This window comes from Streptococcus infantis, assembly GCF_047464215.1.
Lineage (GTDB): Bacteria > Bacillota > Bacilli > Lactobacillales > Streptococcaceae > Streptococcus > Streptococcus infantis_P.
On record NZ_JASHCG010000001.1, the window covers coordinates 84362 to 103110 of the forward strand.

At 37.8% G+C, this 18749-nt stretch carries 13 protein-coding genes; all 13 read left to right on the forward strand.

What is annotated here, in order from left to right:
* The first annotated feature begins 42 nt into the window (after window positions 1-42).
* Window positions 43-417, forward strand: coding sequence for a hypothetical protein (locus tag QM469_RS00330; RefSeq protein ID WP_371560898.1), 375 nt, complete (start codon window positions 43-45; stop codon window positions 415-417).
* Window positions 359-2722 (forward strand): VirB4-like conjugal transfer ATPase, CD1110 family, encoded by a 2364-nt coding sequence (locus QM469_RS00335; protein WP_414275819.1) that lies wholly within the window; start codon window positions 359-361, stop codon window positions 2720-2722. The genes QM469_RS00330 and QM469_RS00335 overlap by 59 nt, the downstream gene beginning before the upstream one ends.
* A gap of 10 nt (window positions 2723-2732) precedes the next feature.
* Window positions 2733-5459, forward strand: coding sequence for a phage tail tip lysozyme (locus tag QM469_RS00340; protein WP_414275820.1), 2727 nt, complete (start codon window positions 2733-2735; stop codon window positions 5457-5459).
* A 12-nt stretch (window positions 5460-5471) separates the two neighbouring features.
* Window positions 5472-6152, forward strand: coding sequence for a hypothetical protein (locus QM469_RS00345; protein WP_414275821.1), 681 nt, complete (start codon window positions 5472-5474; stop codon window positions 6150-6152).
* 10 nt (window positions 6153-6162) lie between these two features.
* Complete coding sequence (locus QM469_RS00350; RefSeq protein ID WP_414275822.1) at window positions 6163-6402, forward strand: hypothetical protein; 240 nt, start codon at window positions 6163-6165, stop codon at window positions 6400-6402.
* Entirely contained in the window at window positions 6395-7297 is a 903-nt protein-coding gene (locus QM469_RS00355; RefSeq protein ID WP_414275823.1) for a hypothetical protein, read from the forward strand. The genes QM469_RS00350 and QM469_RS00355 overlap by 8 nt, the downstream gene beginning before the upstream one ends.
* Before the next feature lies 1 nt (window position 7298).
* The gene (locus QM469_RS00360; RefSeq protein ID WP_414275824.1) at window positions 7299-7847 is read left to right on the forward strand and encodes a DUF3801 domain-containing protein; all 549 of its coding nucleotides are present in this window, start codon (window positions 7299-7301) and stop codon (window positions 7845-7847) included.
* Window positions 7844-9679 (forward strand): VirD4-like conjugal transfer protein, CD1115 family, encoded by a 1836-nt coding sequence (locus QM469_RS00365; protein ID WP_414275825.1) that lies wholly within the window; start codon window positions 7844-7846, stop codon window positions 9677-9679. The genes QM469_RS00360 and QM469_RS00365 overlap by 4 nt, the downstream gene beginning before the upstream one ends.
* Before the next feature lie 12 nt (window positions 9680-9691).
* Window positions 9692-11041: a hypothetical protein gene (locus QM469_RS00370; RefSeq protein ID WP_414275826.1), complete on the forward strand. Its 1350-nt coding sequence runs from the start codon at window positions 9692-9694 to the stop codon at window positions 11039-11041.
* Window positions 11042-11052: 11 nt separating this feature from the next.
* On the forward strand, window positions 11053-16059 hold the full coding sequence (locus tag QM469_RS00375; protein ID WP_414275827.1) for a PBECR4 domain-containing protein: 5007 nt from the start codon (window positions 11053-11055) through the stop codon (window positions 16057-16059).
* Between the two features lie 48 nt (window positions 16060-16107).
* Window positions 16108-16416 (forward strand): hypothetical protein, encoded by a 309-nt coding sequence (locus tag QM469_RS00380; protein WP_049509047.1) that lies wholly within the window; start codon window positions 16108-16110, stop codon window positions 16414-16416.
* Between the two features lie 114 nt (window positions 16417-16530).
* Window positions 16531-17004 (forward strand): plasmid mobilization protein, encoded by a 474-nt coding sequence (locus QM469_RS00385; protein WP_414275828.1) that lies wholly within the window; start codon window positions 16531-16533, stop codon window positions 17002-17004.
* Entirely contained in the window at window positions 16995-18671 is a 1677-nt protein-coding gene (locus QM469_RS00390; protein ID WP_414275829.1) for a helical hairpin domain-containing protein, read from the forward strand. The genes QM469_RS00385 and QM469_RS00390 overlap by 10 nt, the downstream gene beginning before the upstream one ends.
* Window positions 18672-18749 lie beyond the last annotated feature (78 nt).

The window sequence follows — 18749 nt, forward strand, 5'->3', positions numbered from 1 at the left end:
AATTAGAATGGATCGATGTTATTTTGTGTGAAAGGAAACTAATTGAAAAAAATTGGATCAGAATTTTTAAGAGAATTTGAAACAGAGGACAGACCTATTTTATTTGGATTAACAGGTAGAATGATTGTTCTCTATGTATGTTTGGTAATAGCTGTTTCAGGTTCAATTACGATATACTTCTTTGGTTTACCTGATTGGTACATTTATCTTTGGGATGCTATTTTTGTTCTTCCTGGGGCAATGTACGGTACAGGTATGACCAAGAGAATACGGATTAAAGAAAAAATCAATTTCTTTTTCCGAATTCAACAAAGAAGCTATGAGACAGAATTTGGAAAGGTAGGAATTTATACAAAAGATGAGTTTATTCAAAAGCAAAAGAGAAAAACTAGAAAACGCAGAAAAGAAAAGAATTGAGCGCTTGCGTCGTCAGATGAAACCTACGACACAAAATACAATCAATTATACACTTCTACATGAAGATGGATTGATGCACATTGCTCGTGAGAAGTATTCTCGTAGCTTCATGCTGGGGGATGCTTCTTACTCAACTGCTCAACAAGATGAAAAAGAGAGCATCATCGATACAACGATGGATGCTCTTAATTCACTGGATGAGGGCAGTAACTATCAACTCTTAGTAATTAACCGTAGAGTATCGGATAATTCCTTGCAGAATATCTTGTTTGAAGAAACAAACGATGGCTACGATGACTATCGAGAAGAGTTAAACGAGATGATTAAGGAGCGATTTACGACACACGCTAACAACTTTGAGGTACATAAGTATGTGACCATTTCAACGAACGCTGATGATCGAAAACAGGCTCAGTTGTTACTACAAGATATTGGAGTTTCACTAGGAACACAATTTCAGGAATCGGATATTACATTTAAGGAAATGAATGGTTTGGATCGTCTAAAGGTCTTTTCAGAACTATTACGAGGAAACCCGTATGTCAATTTTGATTATCGAGAAATTGCTCTATCTGGATTATCAACTAAATCATTTATCGCTCCGAACCGAATTGAGTTTCAAGAAAAACGGATGATTATTGATGATAGTTGGGCCAAGGTACTCTATGCCCACCGATATCCTAACTGGATGTCTGATCGTCTCATTCGTGATTTAACGACACTGGGATTTGAACTAGCCATTACTATCCATGCAGAGCCCTATGAGAATGTTGAAATCTTAGAAAAGATTAACGATGCAGAAATGGATGCTGAAATTGGGAAGCTACGTTCTAAACGTAAGGCTGCTCAATCTGGTATCTTTGATGATGCAGTGGTTGCTGGTCGTGACCAAGAAATCTCAGAAGCTACCAAGAAGTGGCGAGATGAGATTACAGAGTATGATCAGAAAATCTTTTCTGGATTGATTGCAGTGTATTTTAAGGCAGATAGCCAGGAGGAACTACAACGTAATGAGCAGAAGATTAAGCGTGCTGGCCGGAAACTAGGGGTAGAATTTGAAGATCTTTATTATTACCAGGAAGAGGCTCTAAATACGATTCTACCTATCGGAGAGTGCTTCGTAAATGTGAAGAAGAATTTCATGAGAAAGATGACAACAGCTAATATTGCTACGCAAGTTCCTTTTACTAACGTGGATTTGAAGTCTGAAAGCTCATTTGCTCGCTATTATGGACAAAATCAATTATCAAACAATATCATTACTTTGGATCGAAAACGTGATCTGAATACAGGTTCAGGTGTTGTAGTCGGTTCCTCTGGATCTGGTAAGTCTACTACGATCAAGGGTGGAGAGGTTATTCCAACTTTGCTGAAATACCCAGAAGACCGAGTAATCATCGTGGATCCCGAAGATGAATATTCTGATATTGGCCGTGCTTTCGGTGCTCAGATGGTGGATATTTCGATTGGTTCTAAAACACATATCAATCTTTTGGATCTACCAGACCTGGAACGTTTGGATGATGAGGATGACGATCCAATAGGGGATAAAGCAAACTTGCTGATGGGATTGTTTGAATCGATTCTGTCAGAGGTGACAGATGCACAGATTGGGATTATTGACCGAGTGACAGGTGTGACTTATGAACGCTATTTGACGGAGAATTTTACTCCAACATTAAAAGAGTGGCACCAGATATTGAAGGAACAACCAGAGCCAGAAGCTCAAGATTTAGCTTTGGCAGTGGAAACCTATACAACTGGTTCTCAAGATATTTTTGCCCACAATACCAACGTGGATCTCAATCATCGCTTTGTTATCTTTAATCTGAAGAAGTTGTCGCATAAATTGAAGCCGTTCGCTTTGATGGTTATTCAGGATTATATCTGGAATCAAATTGTAGAGAATCAAGGAAAATGTACCACTTGGGTATACTTTGATGAGATGCAGATTCTATTTAAAAATAAGGCTCAAGCAGACTTCTTTACTACACTGTATTCACGGATTCGGAAATATGGTGCGATTCCAACAGGAATCACCCAGAACATAGAAACGCTAGCGGCTGTTGAAGAAGGTCGGAAATTGCTCTCAAACAGCGAGTTTATGATTTTGCTTAAACAAAAACCCCAGGATTTGGCTATCTTAAAAGAGATTGTTAACTTGACTGACAAACAGATTCGCTACCTAGCTCGGCCAAAAGCTAAAGGTACCGGCTTAATCGTAGCAGGGCCAGTTGTAGTGCCATTTGAAAATCCAATACCTAAGAATACTAAGTTATATAACTTAGTCGCAACAGACGCTTAGGAGTCTCACTATGGATCAGGAGAAAGGCAGACCAAAAACAATCGGTCATAGGTTAGATCGAAAGCTAGAAAAAGTTCGTAAGAATTACCGAACGGTTCAACAAGATAGTGCTATGCGAATGAAAGAACTAAAGTCACAATCACGTTCTACGAATCGCATCGTTAAGAATAGTCATAAACAATTTAGAGCTTCAAGAGCCAAGGTCAAAAAAATCCAAAAAGAGTATAAGAATATCCAGAAACAGGAAAGAGAGCTTCGGAAAGAAGGGAAGGCTCTTCGTCCAGAAGAAATCAAGAAGCAGGCTTTTCTTAAACAGGAATTGGATAAAGCAAAGCTAGAGAAAAAAGTTTCTAAAAAAACCTATAAAGTTGCTCAAGAGGCTAACGGTGGATCACGGAAGAAGAAGTTTCTTCGTGCGGCCAAACAACCTGTAGAACGAGTTGCTAATCAACAGGCTAGTTCTACAGCTCATCAGGATGATACCCTTTCAGATATAGCACGAACTAAGAATCAGTATCAAGATATACAGATTCAAGGAAAACGTATTAAAACGATTGGGAAGTATAGCGGTAAGCTTAGCCAAGGAGTAGTTAAATCAAGCTATGGTCTAGGAAATAGATTCTACAATAAGGCTAAAGGGAGAGGCTTCACTCGAACCCCAAGAGAATTTTCTTGGGAAGGAAAGTTATCTCGACAGATACAGGCTTATAGGAAACGCTTAGCTGCATCTAAGACAGGGAAGGCTGCTAAGAAGGCTAGAAAGGTCTATCGTTTGGGATCAAAACCGATTAAAGCTATTATCAAAAATCCTTTTGGCTTTAAGGCTTATCTGATTGCTTTTGGTCTGCTTTTGTTTCTGGCAATACTTGGTATTGGTAGTTCAGGAATTACCCGTCAAGATGAGTTTGATATGAATGATACCTGGTTGTATCTTTCAAAATTGGATCGTGAAAAATCGAATGATAAGGTAGATTATTGGACAAAAATTGATGATCCGCTTTTGTACTTGAATTATAAGTATGATGATATTTCAGATAAACTTCGTATAGACGGGAACAAGTATCTTTCGAAAAATAATCGAGGGAAGCTTTACTTAGATACCTTATGGAAGAATTTGAATGGGGATAAAGATAATCTTAAAACAATGGAAGCTCTTTATACAAAAAATGACCTTTACAAGTTGAGTGAGGATGAGTTAGAAGAGTATAAAGAACTCTTAGAAATTGCTCGAGACAACGGAAAATATATGTTGCTACAAGAGCTAGACAATCCATTTTATACAGAAGGTCAGCCTGAATCAGAAGCTCCCCTTCAGATTATTGAGCGCTTTGGTTATAAAACTACGAAGGAAATCTTTAATGGTTCTGTTTTGCAGGCCACAGGTGGACAGACTCTACTAGCTGTTTTAGATGGGAAAGTCGAAGTCAATGGTAATGATTTAGAAATCAGTGATGAGAATTCTAAGTTTCTGTATAAGAACGTAGATACGATTCGTTACAAAACAGGAGATCATGTTAAATCTGGAGATATCATTGGAAAGGTGGCTGCTGAAGGAAATCAAACAGTCTATTATCAAAAGCTAGAACCTGATCGAGCCAACAAGAAAGATAAAGATGGCAGTGTTAAGAAGAATTGGACCTATGTCAATGTCGGTTTTTACTTCCAGCGTGTAGAATACACACAAGCAACGTCTGTTGTCAGTAATATTGAAACATCTGGAGAGAAAGGAAAACGTGCGAGAGCTTTTGCAGATGCGATTAAAAAGAATATACCGGAGGCAACTGATGAAGGGATTGCAGCCGTTTTGGGAGGATTTGATATTGAGAGTTCCATCACTTTTAAACGTTATGAAACAGATTTTCTAACCAATAATCAATTTGATAAGGTTGCTAAAGAGCCAACTGCAGAAAATCTAGTTGGTAACTGGGATGCCTTCCAAGCTATGTATCCGAATCTGCGTTTAAATAAAGGAGGATACATGGTCAATGGTTTACACTATATTGGAATTGGGATTGGTCAATTTACTGGCCCTCGTGCTCTTGCATTGTGGAATTTTGCAAAAGAGATGAATGGAGATATTTGGTCTGCGGAAGTTCAAACTAAATTCCTATTAGAAGCAGATGATCCAATTAGACGAGAAGCTTTTAAAAGAATTGTAACCTCAACAGGTTCCGTAGAAGCTCTTGCAGAGGACTTTTTGAATGCTTGGCTAGGAGTACCAGGTAATAAGCTTTTAGAACGACAAACTGCAGCTCGTCAATGGTTAAATTTCTTAAAAAATAAAGGAGGAGGTTCAACAGGAGTTTCGAGTCAACAAGTTCCAGCAGAGTATAAGGACAAACTTCCGTATGGACTCCCTACCGATCAAGCAATTCTAGAGGGTCAAGGTTATCCAGGTAATGCCTATGCACTAGGAAATTGTACTTGGTATGTCTATAACCGTTTTGCTCAGATTGGAACTGGAATTTATCCATATTTAGGAAATGCCAATCAATGGGTTGATAGTGGTCAAGCTCAAGGATATGAAATTTCAACGACTCCTAAACCAGGTTCTGCAGTTGTATTCATGAATGGTGTAGCTGGAGCATCACCAATCTATGGTCACGTGGGATTCTGTGAGTACGTTAATAGTGATGGTAGTTTCTTAATGTCAGAAATGAACTTTGGTGGTTTATACCTAACGACTTGGCGAACCTTGACACCACAATCAGGCATCTACTTTGTTACCCCTAAATAAGAAAGGAAAAGAATGTATAATCAAAAGTTAATCAAAATGGTAAAGGGACTCCTTATCGGAGTCGCTGCCGTTTTATGTATTATCCTGGGCTATTCTATTGCTCAAGTACAACAGAATTTGAGACAGAATAGTCAAGTTCAGGAAGAGGCAAAACAGAAACCAGAAGAGAAACAACAGGAACAACTATCTCTTACTGAACAGCAAGTCGAGGACTTTCTAATTGCTTACTATACCAAAAAGGATTTAGAAGAGAATCGCCCACGCTATAAGCCTTTTATGACGGATTCTATGTATCAGGAAACTGTTCAAGAAGAACAAAAGCCAGTCAACCAGACTTATAAGGGGTATGTAGTTGACCAATCTTATGAATCAGGTTCTATCTACATTGATAAAACACATAAAGTTGCTTTAGCCCAGATTCAATATTCTAGCACAACCTTAGCAGAAAAAGATAATCGAGATTCTAAGGGGCTTACTGGTATCACTAAGGCTACAATTCGATTGACCTATGTAGAACAATCAGGGAAACTATTAGTCAATAAAATTGAGCCTATCGTCTTGACTGAAGCAAAGGGGCAAAGTATAGGCACCTATTCAGATACTAGCAGTTCAAGCTCGACTCCCGTTTCCTCTACATCAACCACAACAACTACATCCTCAGAACAAACAACCGCAACCAGTAGTAACCAATAAGGAGAATTGAATGAATAAAAAAATAGAACGACTTGAAGCTAAGCTTGAGAAAGTCAGGAGAGAGAAGGAAAAAGCACAACGACAAAAAGAAGAAGCAGATAAAAAAATCAAGAAGTGCATAGGTCAAGAAAAGGATTTGGAAGCACAGCTTTTTGTTGCCCTTTCAGAAGAAAGTGGCTTATCCTATCAGGAAATGAAGGAACTCATTCTTCCAGCACAATCAAGTAACCAAGGAGTGAACCATGTATAAAATTATCAATCAACTGACTAATCAAGAGGAAACATTTGAGTATCGAGATGAGTTGTTATCAAGGCTAGAAATCATCAATGAGCGAATGAAGAGTAATAAAATAAATGGAATCTATCGACTTTATTCACTCAATTCTGAAGGTGAAATCTTACAAGAAGAGAGGCTTGAAATACCTTTTGTTGGAATCATTGATCAGTTGCTGGAGAATTTTGGTACGAGTGTTGGGAAGAAAAAGAGAGGTTTTCTTCATTTTTTAGCAAAACATAAAGAAAAGAACTCTTCACTAGGAACACCAGAACCTCAACCCCAACCCGAGTTCCAACCGGAACCAGATCCTGAACTAGAAGATCTAACGGTCAAGAAAGAGGCGAATTTGGCTCGTCAAAGAATTGCTGAGCTAGTTTCTCAGAAGCCTAAAGATGAGGTTAGAGAGGAAGTGCCTTTGGAAGATAAAATTACCTATTCTTCTAGTGAATGGACTACAGATCATTTCAGTAGATTAGATGAAAATGAGGAAGAACGAGTAGAACCTTCACAAGATGAAAATACACAGGATGCAGCTACAGAAGAAGTAGCACCAGTTGTTGATACATTTAGTCAGAAAGAGAATAAAACGCTTCCTAATCAAAAGACTGAATCTTCCTTCTCTCTTTCTCATGCAGCTGCAGTAAATGTGCCTTCAGAGGTTATTGATAGCTTTGAGGCTCAGACGGTTACTTATAAGCAATCTATTAAAAATAAAATCAAATCTAACGAAGATTTTATCAAGGAAGCCAATGAGGAAATTGATCAGTGCCAGAATAGAATCGATGAGTTGAAACAACAGATTCTTGCGAAAGACTTTCAAGCTACTCAATTGAAGGATCTTTATTTCAAAATTGAAGAGGTGAGCTAAAATGGAACAAGAACAAGTGGTAGCCCAATTAGGACGGGCAACTCTTGTGACAGGAGAAGTCATCTTAAAAGGACTCTTCTTGGTGAGCTCTAAAGCAGTTGAAATGTATCAAGCCAGAGGGGAGAATGTAGTCTTTACTGGTGATACAGACTGGAATAAATTCATGGCAACAGCAGATGCTAAAGAAGTCCAGCAATTACTACATAATGAAGTCAATCTCGAGGCAGTTCGAAAAGAACTGGGCCAATACGGGATTGGCTTTTCTTTTTATACTCATCCAGATGGAAAGACAACTCTTGCTTTTAATGCAAAAGATAAAGGTGTTGTCGAACAAGCCTTTAAGGATGTTCTAGAAGGTATCACAAGAGATCCTAAAGGATTCAATGAGCGCAATCTTAAAAATGGGAAAACGACTTCTTTTGAGGAGAAATTGAAATATTTTAAAGCAGTGGAACAAGAGAAAATTAACTCTCTTCAGGTAAACATTCATACTAAGGAATTTGTTCTTCCAGAAAATATCGAACCACAGATTGGAGGGAAAATGAAGTGATTACAGAAAAGAAGAAACGGAAACTTAGACCGTATTTGTTGTTAGGAATTGGTCTATTCTACCTCTTTCATTGGCTCTTTAAACTATGGCTATTGGCACCCGATACGGATTCAGTAACGGATGTATTTGGTCTTGGTAAGTTTAACTGGATGAGCGATCATCTGAGCGATAAATCTTGGTTTGATTTTCAATTCACACCAACTTCTTTATTGATTGGTATGAGTGGCTTTCTGATTGCTTTTCTCTTGTATTTGAGAGTAACAGATACAGGTACATACAGGTATGGGGAGGAACATGGTTCAGCTCGCTTTGCAACGAAAGAAGAGTTGATGAGATTCCGAGATGAAGATCCTGAAAAGAATATGATCTTTACTCAAAATAGCCAGATGGGACTATTTAATAACCGATTGAGCTTTGAAAATCAGATTAATAAAAATATTTTGGTGTATGGTGGTACAGGGGATTCAAAGACACGTAGTGCTGTAAAACCAAATATTTTACAAGGAAATTCTAGTTTTGTAACCACAGATACCAAAGGGATTTTGATTCATGAAACAGGGAAGTCTCTTATAGAAAAAGGCTATAAGATGAAGATTTTTGATTTGATTACTTTCTTGAATTCAGATGGTTTCAATGTTTTTAGATATATTCATAATGAAATGGATATAGACCGAGTGGCAGAGGCTATTACAGAGTCTCTCAACAGAAATGGTCATGAGGGAGATCCTTTTTGGCCAGCAGCCAATAAACTCCTGATGCGTTCTCTAATTGGCTATCTTTATTTTGATGGTAAGCTCGATCACTATCTGCCTAATTTAGGGCAGGTTACAGATATGATTCGAGAATTGAGAAGAAATCATCCAGAAGCGGAGAGTCCTGTTGAATTGATGTTTGAAGACCTGGAGAGAAGGAGCCCAGGGAATTATGCTAGTAGGCAGTGGGATCTATTCAATAAAAACTTTGATGGCCAAACACGGGCTTCTGTTTATGCTATCTTTGCAACAACTTTCTCAGTATTTGATCATGAGCAACTAAGAAAGATTATTGAAAAGGATACACTCGAGATTGAAAAATGGAATATTGAGAAAACAGCAGTTTTTATTCATATTCCAGAAGTGGATCCAGCTTACCAGTTCTTATCTGCCCTTCTTTTTAGTACCATTTTTGATGTGCTAATAAAAACTGCAGATGCAGTTATATTAGGTGAGCATCCAACAAAGACCAAGGAAGATTTATTGCATCTACAGGTGTGGGCGGATGAGTTTGGTCAGATTGGGAAGATTCCTAATTTACCACCAATTATCTCAGTTATTCGTTCTCGAGAGATTTCTATCAAGATGATGGTACAATCTCAAAGTCAGATTGAAGTATTGTACGGTAAAGAAAATACAAAGACGATTATCAATAACTGTGGTGCTATTCTTTATTTAGGCTCCAATGACTTAGATACGCTTAAGTACCTATCTGAGCGATCAGGGAAGCAAACTTTGAATGATCAGAACTATAGCGAGAGCAGGGGAAGAAATGCCAGCAGCTCTAAGCAGAACTCTAAAATTGGTCGAGAACTGTTGACACCGCATGAGGTGGCCACGATTGGAACAACAGAAGCCCTACTCTTCCTATCCAAACAAAATGTCTTTCGAGATCAAAAATTTAACCTGGATACGCATCCAAGAGCCTATCTTCTAAGCAATGGTCCAAACGATGACAATTGGTATCGATATAAGCGCTATCTGAGTGATATTGATGAGTGGAAAGACCAGGTTGGGGAAGAAAATGTTATTCATATTGGGATTAAGGAAGTTGAGGAAGTTCCTCTCAGAGTGAGTTAGAAAGGATAAAGAATGAATACATTACCACAAAAACAATTTAAACGAATGAAACGTGAAGTTGAGGAGGAGACTGCACGAGGGATTGGTTATTTTGAGGGGATTTTAGAACATATCCCTTCTTACCCCCTATCTGAAGCAGTAAAAGAATTGGCTTTAGCTGGTTGGATTACAGCTCATACAGATGTCGTTGATGTCCAAAATATGATTGTTACAGAATCCATAAAATGGATGAATTATCAAGATTTCAAAAAAGTTGCTCCCTATTTATTTTCATATCCTCGAGAGCAACGAGAGAAAGATTTATTGGTTCAACCAGTGAAAATCTCCAGAGAGTATTTTGAGGAATTACAAGCCAATGCAGAAGAATTATTTCACTTGAAACAAGACTTGCTTCAGGTTAATGATCAATTAGATGCTAAAATCCAGGAATTGGAGATGGATCAGCTACCCAATGGCGATCAGGTCATTGGAGTGGATCTGGAAGCTGAGGAGGTATTGTTACTACGAACTCCAGAAAATGCTCAGGTTGAGGAGTGGGAGGTTCGTAAAGATGGCTTGATTACTGATTATCGTTCCAATCTTTCAGAATATGCTCAAATTGTAGATACTTTGCTTGAAATGGAGAATCCAGAGATTGATATGATTCTCTACGAAGAAGTAATCAACTATTCTAAGAAAACTTGGCCAGATTCAGAGCCAATTCAACTTCCAGAAAATATCAAGGAACTGTTGAATCAAGAAGCTAGACTAGACCCTTCATATTACCAAATAGCTCGGTTTGAAACATTAAGACAAGCCTATATTTATGGGATGATTTCACCTAGCTTTCAGGAACATTTCCCTCATTATTCAGATTTTGTTAGGAACTATGTTGAAGATAGGGAAGAATACGAATTTTTCGATTATCGTACAGAAGCAGTCTCTCTAGCTCAGGAAATTTTAGCTCCCCGTTTAGACGATATTAATCAGATTTTAAGTACGAACAATCAGGAGTTAATCATTCAAGAAGTCACTGGATATTCTCAGGGTGAAAGCTGGGGACTAGCTTATTTACGGGATACAAAGACGGAAGATAGAGAATCTGTTCAGTTCTATCTTGAAAGTGAGATTGGGGCTTGGTATAAGGGGAGTTTAACAGAGTTGGCTATTATCCGATTTGATGATATTGATTTAGAGAAAGGATTTAATGGCCATCAGGAAGCAGTCTATCATATCGATGAGAACCTATTAGTTCATGATAAGCTAAAACAAGCTCAACTCCATTTTCCTGATTTAACCCGTTTTATAGAAGCCGAAGAACTTGATAAAGAACAGACACAGGATAAAGTAGCCGAAAAAGAAGAGCCAGAATTTTCATTGTAGGGAGGTAACAGATGGTATTAAGTAAAGAAGAAGCCAAAAGATTATCTATTATTTCTGTTGCAGAGCAACTAGGCATAGAGTTAAAGCGTACAGGAAGCTATAGTTATACCTGGACAGAGCATGATTCATTTGTGATCGATGCAAGAAAAAATGAATTTCACTGGAATTCAAGAACTGAATTTGGAGATGTCATTCAGTTAGTACAATCCATAAAAGGAGTTTCTTACAAAGAAGCGATGCATTTTTTGGAAACTGGAGAATTTAAGAAAGTTAATGCAGAAGCTCAGATGGCTCCAAAAGAGTCGTTTCACTATAATTTGGAAAGATATGAGAATCAGGATTTTAGCGCCTCTAGGAGCTATTTAAAGGCACAGAGAGGCCTTTCAGATGATACGATTAATTTCTTTATTAGCCAGGGGAGTATGGCAGAGGCAACCCGAAAAAAAGGAGACTATTTCGAGCCTGTGATTGTCTTTAAATATAAAGACAATACGGGCTTTTTAGCTGGTGCTAGTCTCCAGGGAATAGTAGAGAATCGAGTGCATTATCCAGAACGTGGGCGCTTAAAACAAATTATGAGAAATTCAGACGGACAACTGGGATTTTCAATTGATATTGGCACCCCTAAACGTTTGGTATTTGCGGAAGCTCCAATCGATCTAATGAGCTACTATGAGCTTCATAAGGATACTCTTCACGATGTCCGCTTAGTAGCTATGGATGGGATCAAAGATGGTATCATTAGTCGAAGATTTATGGAATTATATGCCGAGATGAACGGTAAATCTTATCAAGTGGATCAGAATGCTGGAAAAGCGCTAGAAAATGTCGCTAGAACAACGAATTATTTTAAAGATGGTCAGCATCAGGACATGATTACCTTAGCAGTAGATAATGATGCTGCAGGACAGAATTTTATCACTCGATTGCAGGAGAAGGAGATTCCAGTCCAGATTGCGATTCCGCCTATCGTTCAGCTTAACCAGGAAAAGGAAGATTGGAATGATTTCCTGAAGAGGGGGAATGAAGCTCCTAAGGAGCTGGCGCACGTTTACACAGCAGATGAAAAGTCCTGGAATTACCAGGGCTTTTTTGAGAAGGAAATAGCTCTTGCAAAAGCGCAAGAGTTAACTGCAGATGATGTAAAAGCCTTTGTGTCAGATAGGCAGCTGACGAAGGAAGAAGTCCATCAGAAATATACAAGGATTGTCAATCAAGAGAAAGAAAGGAAACATACTATGTCGGAAGTACATGAAGCAGGGACTGAGTATGAAGCAGAAAAGCCAGATAATAGTCGCTTGGCGCAAGCTAGACGAAAGCTAGAGCGACTCAAAGGAGAAGCTGATGAGGCAATCAATGCGGCCTATTCTCATCAATCTCTAACGAATGGCCAGCCTATGAATGATAAACGAGGTGGAGGGCGTTTTATGCAGAAGCAAGAACAAATTGAAAATCGTGTCTTCTCTAAATTGGATGAAATCAAGGAACAAGAAGAGCGAATTGAAAGGCTCCAGGAAAGAGAAGACCGAAAAGCAGCAGGTCTCAACCGGCAGGGGAATGGTCTGGAGATGAGTGTCCAAAATATTCCCCGTATTCGGGAAGAAATTGAGAAGGCAGAACGTGGGGAATCGAGTTATAGGCCTGAAACTATCAAGCGTTACAAAAAGGAATTAGAACGCCTAGAAGCCATTCAAGATAAAGTTGATGGACTGGTTATTCAACCAGAGACACAAGCTTTAATTGATTCTGGAGAGGTCAAGCAGTGGGCTAAGCAGCCAAATATCTACTTCGTAAAAGGGCTACGTCGAGTTGCTTTGGAATTGACCGAGGAAGGGAGATTAGAACTATCTCCTAAATATCGCCCTAATACGGATGAAGAAAAAGAGATAGTAAACAAGTTACTGTCCAATCAGAAGAAACGTGAGGATGATACTCAAAAAGCAGCCTTGACTCCAGATAATAGTAATCTATCTCCAGAAGATGCGGAATGGTTGAAGCAGAACTGGGATAATACCAGCTTTTCAGTAGAGCCTAAAAAACAGATGGTTATTGATTCAGATAAAACAGTGACCTTTGAAAAACCTTCCAATCCTCTTGGAGATTCTAGTAGAGCGCTGGAAGAAAATCAGAGCACAGAAAAAGCCCTTGGGAAGTCTCAAGAGCAAAATGTGAATTCAGAGTATCAAAAAAATGAGAGGACCAATGGTAGTCAGGGGTTTTTACAGCCCAAGGCTGAAGGCAGTCCCACACCCGTACCAGAAGTTGGTACCTTTGAACGCTCTGTTACCAGTCGTCCTACGTTATCCTCTCATTTATTATATTTTACCATAAATGAAGAGTTTCAGTCAAGTAACGATGGCCACTATCATTCTATTTCCTCGCATGAATTAGCTAAAATGAATCGTCCAATTCGTAGTCAAACTATTCAGAATGCAGCGCAGTATTATTTGGCTGAATTGGCTAACTCTAAGATTTATTATGTCACTCCTGATAAGACTGTACAAGTAAATTTTGAAGAAAAACACTTCATGCACTTGACGGGGATTAAGCCACTTGCACCAGGGCAGACACCTGAAAAAACTTTACATGATTTTGCAGAGGGAAACGGGCACTTTGATAATATTCTTTTGGCTAACAATGATGCAGCTTTTGACAAAATCAACGTCCTGTCAGATCTTTCAGTCGCAACAGAAAGTACGTCTTTCTATTTTGATGATTTAACTAATCTTAGACGATATAATGGGCGCTTTGACAGTCTTATAAAGTCTGATGATAAAGATATTATTTTACTGTTTAAAGAGCTGGAAGAAGAAAATTATATCCCAGTATCAGTATTTCAATCTAGAGCCAGACTGGTCAAAGAACTGGAGACGGCAGATAAAACTCCTATTCTTGCAGTATTCCGTGAACGTAATGGCCACATTGAACAGCTATCGATCAATGAGGACTATATTAAGGATGGGGGCAAAGAATTGCAATCCATTATGAAAAATGGCTTGTTTGAGGAAATCAAGCCTGATACAACTAAAGAAATTGAACAGATTGCTCCAGAGAACACATCAAATAAAACTTCACTTGATTCAGCTACCTTTACTCAAGTCTTAGATACTGTTTATAATTTAGGTGTGCCAGGTGACATCTCAAAAACTCCAGAAGAATTTCATCAATCCTGGAATCAGTATCTTGACTATGCGAAACAGTACAATGATAAATTTGATCAGATTGTTGCTGCAGCTGGAGAAGATCATCTTTTAGATACAAATTCAGATTTTTATAAAGAATGGAAACAAGATTATATCTATAAGGAGAACTACCATGTACGACTTCAATGGGCTGAAGAGCGCCCAGATGGGCCTAAATTGCCATTTAAAGAAACAGAGCTGATATCTTATCAAGATTTTGCTAAGGAACTATATAAGGTCAATCAGAGCTTCTATCAGCTACATCAGGAAGGGCTAAAACAAGTAACTGGTGGTCACCCAGAAGCCTACATCTCTCCAACTAAGATCCAGTTTAGTATCTACGCTCCTGATGGTGAACTGATCCAGGATGGCATCCGTTACGAGATTGGGGACGAGATTAACCCAATCGCTCACAAAGAAAGACTTGGAACACGAGAAATGCGAGAGCATCCAGAGTTGATGAAGATAGATGAGGCATTATTCAATCAGTATCATCTGGAGAGATTGGCGAGTGAACAAACCATCGAAAACATTCGGGATGAATTTGAAAAAACACAAGTCAAGAATTCGCAGAATACACCAGATAATCCATACGAAAAAATTTATCAGTATAACCGAAAAGATGAGAGGGATCGTGATTTGGATGGTGATGGTATTTCTAATTCTGATGAGATGTTGCAAGGAACAGATCCATACAATGCTGCTTCTAACCTTCATAAAAAGCAGGAAGATCGAGAAAGAAGGACAGATGCTGAAGTGGCTGCAGGAGCTATTATTACCGAAGCAGTTGCTACTAAAAGTTCAGAACAAACCATTTCCCAGCTGGTCGCAAATAAAGATACAAAAGCTTTAGCTGAACACTTGAAAGAAGGAATGAAGAACTATTTGGATTCAGAACAGTTTAAATCTTTCTTGGATACGATGAGTAAGTTTCATAACTACTCACTTAACAATATCCATTTTCTGAAAATGCAGAATCCTAATGTTTCCCAAGTTGCAAGTTTTAATAAATGGAAAACGGATTTTGAAAGAACAGTTAAAAAGGGTTCTAAGGCTCTGAAAATTTGGGTTCCGTATCAAGTGAAAACTAAAATTTCTGCTAATCAAAATGAGTTGAGTTTTTCTCCATCTGAGAATGAGATGGAAGAGAAGGAAGTCACAGTTACTCGATTTAAGTTAGGGAATGTCTTTGATGTCTCTCAAACAGAAGGAAAAGAATTGCCAAAAGCAATTAATGAATTAACTGGTTCTGTTAAAGATTATGAAGATTTATATCGAGCAGCTAAAGCAGTTTCGATGGATAATCATGTCTCTATCAGTTTTGAAGATATTAAAAGAGAAAGCGCAAATGGTTATTACTCTCCAGATGAAAATCGAATTGTCATTTCAAAAGGATTGAAGGGGCAGGAACATATTCTAAAAACAATTTTTCATGAAATGGCTCACTCAGATTTACATAGAGGAACGAATGCACAATATGGTGATGACCAATATCGTAAGCAAGAACTACAAGCTGAGAGTGTAGCTTATGTCGTAGCTAATCATTTTGGTTTTGATACTAGTAGTTACAGTTTTGGATATTTAGCTATCTGGGCGAAGGATAAAAATGGCTTTGAAGATATGGTAGAACAACTGCAGATTGTTCAGAAAGAAGCAAAAAGTTTGATTGAACGGATGGATGCCAAGTTAGAACTAGTGAAAAATAAAAGCGTAAAGAAAGATAAATTTGCAGATAAACTTCAACAAGCAAAAGAAAAATCTGAGAAGTTAGGTAGTCAAAAGGCGGAGGCTGTAAAGCAGGTGGAAGAAAAAAAGTCCCTGAGCAGCCCTCAATAATGGAGGCGATAACCCGCAGAAAGAAAAACAAAAAAGGAGAAACAGAAGATGATTGAAAATCTAAAGCAAGAAACTTTTGATATTTTGATGGAGATATTTTTTGAGGATGAGGCTACAGATTCGCCAAAAGTGAATGAAGTCAACCAGCATATTTCACGTAAGGAATGTCTCTACATTCTTCGTAGGGATATGCGAATTAAAACAAGCTATGAACTAGAAGAAGCAGAAATGTATCCAGTTGCATTGAAAGAAATCGAGGAAATGAGTGACGAAAGATTTGAGGCACTTAGAGATGAAATCTTAAAAATGAAGTTGCTTGATGGGATGGATTTTCTCTTGGAAACTTTAAAAGTTTAATCAAACTTTTCTCCTCGAAATAAATAAATTCCTGCTTGCAGGGATTAGGGGATTGGGGATTTCCCCAAAAATTTAAAAAGTCAAGAATGGTCAGGGATATTCCCCTGACTATCTTTGACCTTTTTAAAAACAGCATTTGGGTACCCAAGTGCTATGCTTGCCAGAAGAAAAGGGGCCCTAGGCCCTCAAGCGAAAAAGTCAGAAGAAGGGAGAATTTTTTTGAACAATAGAGAAAAACGAAAACGAATGATTCAAAAGAAAATTCGTTTAACGGAAGAAGAAGCACGATTTATTTCAACAAAGGTTTCAGAATCTGGAATGACAAATTTTAATGCCTTTGCTCGAATCATGTTGATTATGGGCGAGGTCAAAATCTTAAATTTTGAAGAATTGAAAGAATTGCGGAAGGCAATAAATCGAATAGGTGTCAATATAAATCAGATCTCAAAAAAGGTAAATGAAGATGATCAAGTCAGTCTAAATGAATTGAGTCAGATTCTTGAATTGCAAATACATTTGAAAGATACAGTCAGCCAGTTTATCCAAAAACAGGAAAATCAAACAAAGGAACAAGAGCGATGGTTGTAACAAAAGTTCTTCAGATAAAAGGAGTAGCTTCTTTAGGCCGAGCTACAAAATATATTGAGGATGAAGCAAAGACGGTCGAACTGACTGATACAAAAAGTTTAAATAATGCTTTACGCTATATCGAGAATCCATCTAAAACGAGTTTCTTAGAACAAGATGAGCAACTTGAATTTCCAGCAATAGTTAAAGATGGCCGAGTAGTAAAGCAACTGGTATCTACTTATGGAATTACTGATGCCAGCACAGCCACAGAAGAATTTCTTTTGACAAAAAAGAATGCGGCTCAAAGATCAGGGACAAAAGAATTAAATGATATTCAAAATCCAAATCGAGTTTTAGCTCATCACATCATTCAATCATTTTCTCCTGAAGATGATTTAACTCCTCAAGAAATTCATGAGATTGGGCGGAAAACAATTTTAGAATTGACTGGAGGTCAACATGAATTTGTCATTGCTACACACATGGATAAGGGACACATTCATAATCACATTATCTTCAATTCAACTAACTCTGTTACCTTAAATAAATTTCGTTGGCAGAGAGGTACCAAAAAAAGTTTAGAGAAGATTTCAGACAAGTATGCGGATTTAGCTGGAGCTAAAATTCTTAAAGAGAGATTATGGACTAATCGAAAAACCTATCATGCCTATCGACAAAAAAACTCTTTTCGTTATGAGATCAAATCACGCATAGATTTTCTTTTGAAACACTCAACCTCTTTAGAGGATTTTAAGATCAAGGCACGAGCTTTAAATCTTGAAGTTGATACTTCAGGGAAGGAAATAAAATATCGTTTAACTGATCAGGAACAAACAAGAAATGTGAGGGATCGTACACTGTCCAAAAAAGGAAATTATTCTTTAGAGAAAATTTCTGAGAGAGTGATTACCAACGAGGTGACTTTTTCTGTCGATGAAATAAAATCCGAATATGAAAAAATGATAGCAGAACGAGAAGATGATTTTGAAATGAGAATCACAGTTGAAGAATGGCAGGTGATGGAAGAAACAAAAAATGGGATCTATCTTGAAATGGAATTTGGGATTAGAAATAAGGGAACCATTCTTATTCCAGCTCATCAGATTGAAAAATCAGAAGATGGCTCTTATGAAATTTTTATCAGAAAAAATGACTTCTACTATTTTGTTAATCCTGAACACGCTGATAAGAATCGTTACATGAAGGGAGAAACAGTCGCTTCTCAGTTGTCGTATGATAACGGAGAAATGATTGTCCGGAAAAATCCGAAAATCTCCAGTTTGGATCAGCTTGTTCGTGAATATAATTATCTATCTGCTCATGGAGTGACAGAAGGACAGCAATTTGATGAATTGTTAAATCGTTTTGAAGAGGAACTAGAAGAAGTAGATAATTTGCTTGATAAATTAGATCAACGCTTGGGTGAGCTTAATAAAATTCAGTCTGCATTTCTTGCATTGGAATCGAGCAATCCTCAGGAAGTTAAACTAGCTGTTTCTATTTTGAAAGATTTGAGAGTAGATCCTAGCACTCGCAAAGCTGAGATTGATAAACTTGTTAAGGAGGCGACTTTTGAGCGTCAGGCTTTGTATCAACGAGTAGAAGCAATTACAAAAGATTATAAGTTACATCAAGACATTGAGAAAAATGTGGAGCAGCGTAAGGAAAGAGAAACTTCATTGTAAAAAATAATTATAAATATAATTATAAATACATTCTGTAATTATTTTAACTCATTGCTTTTGTTGCTAAACGAGTCATAT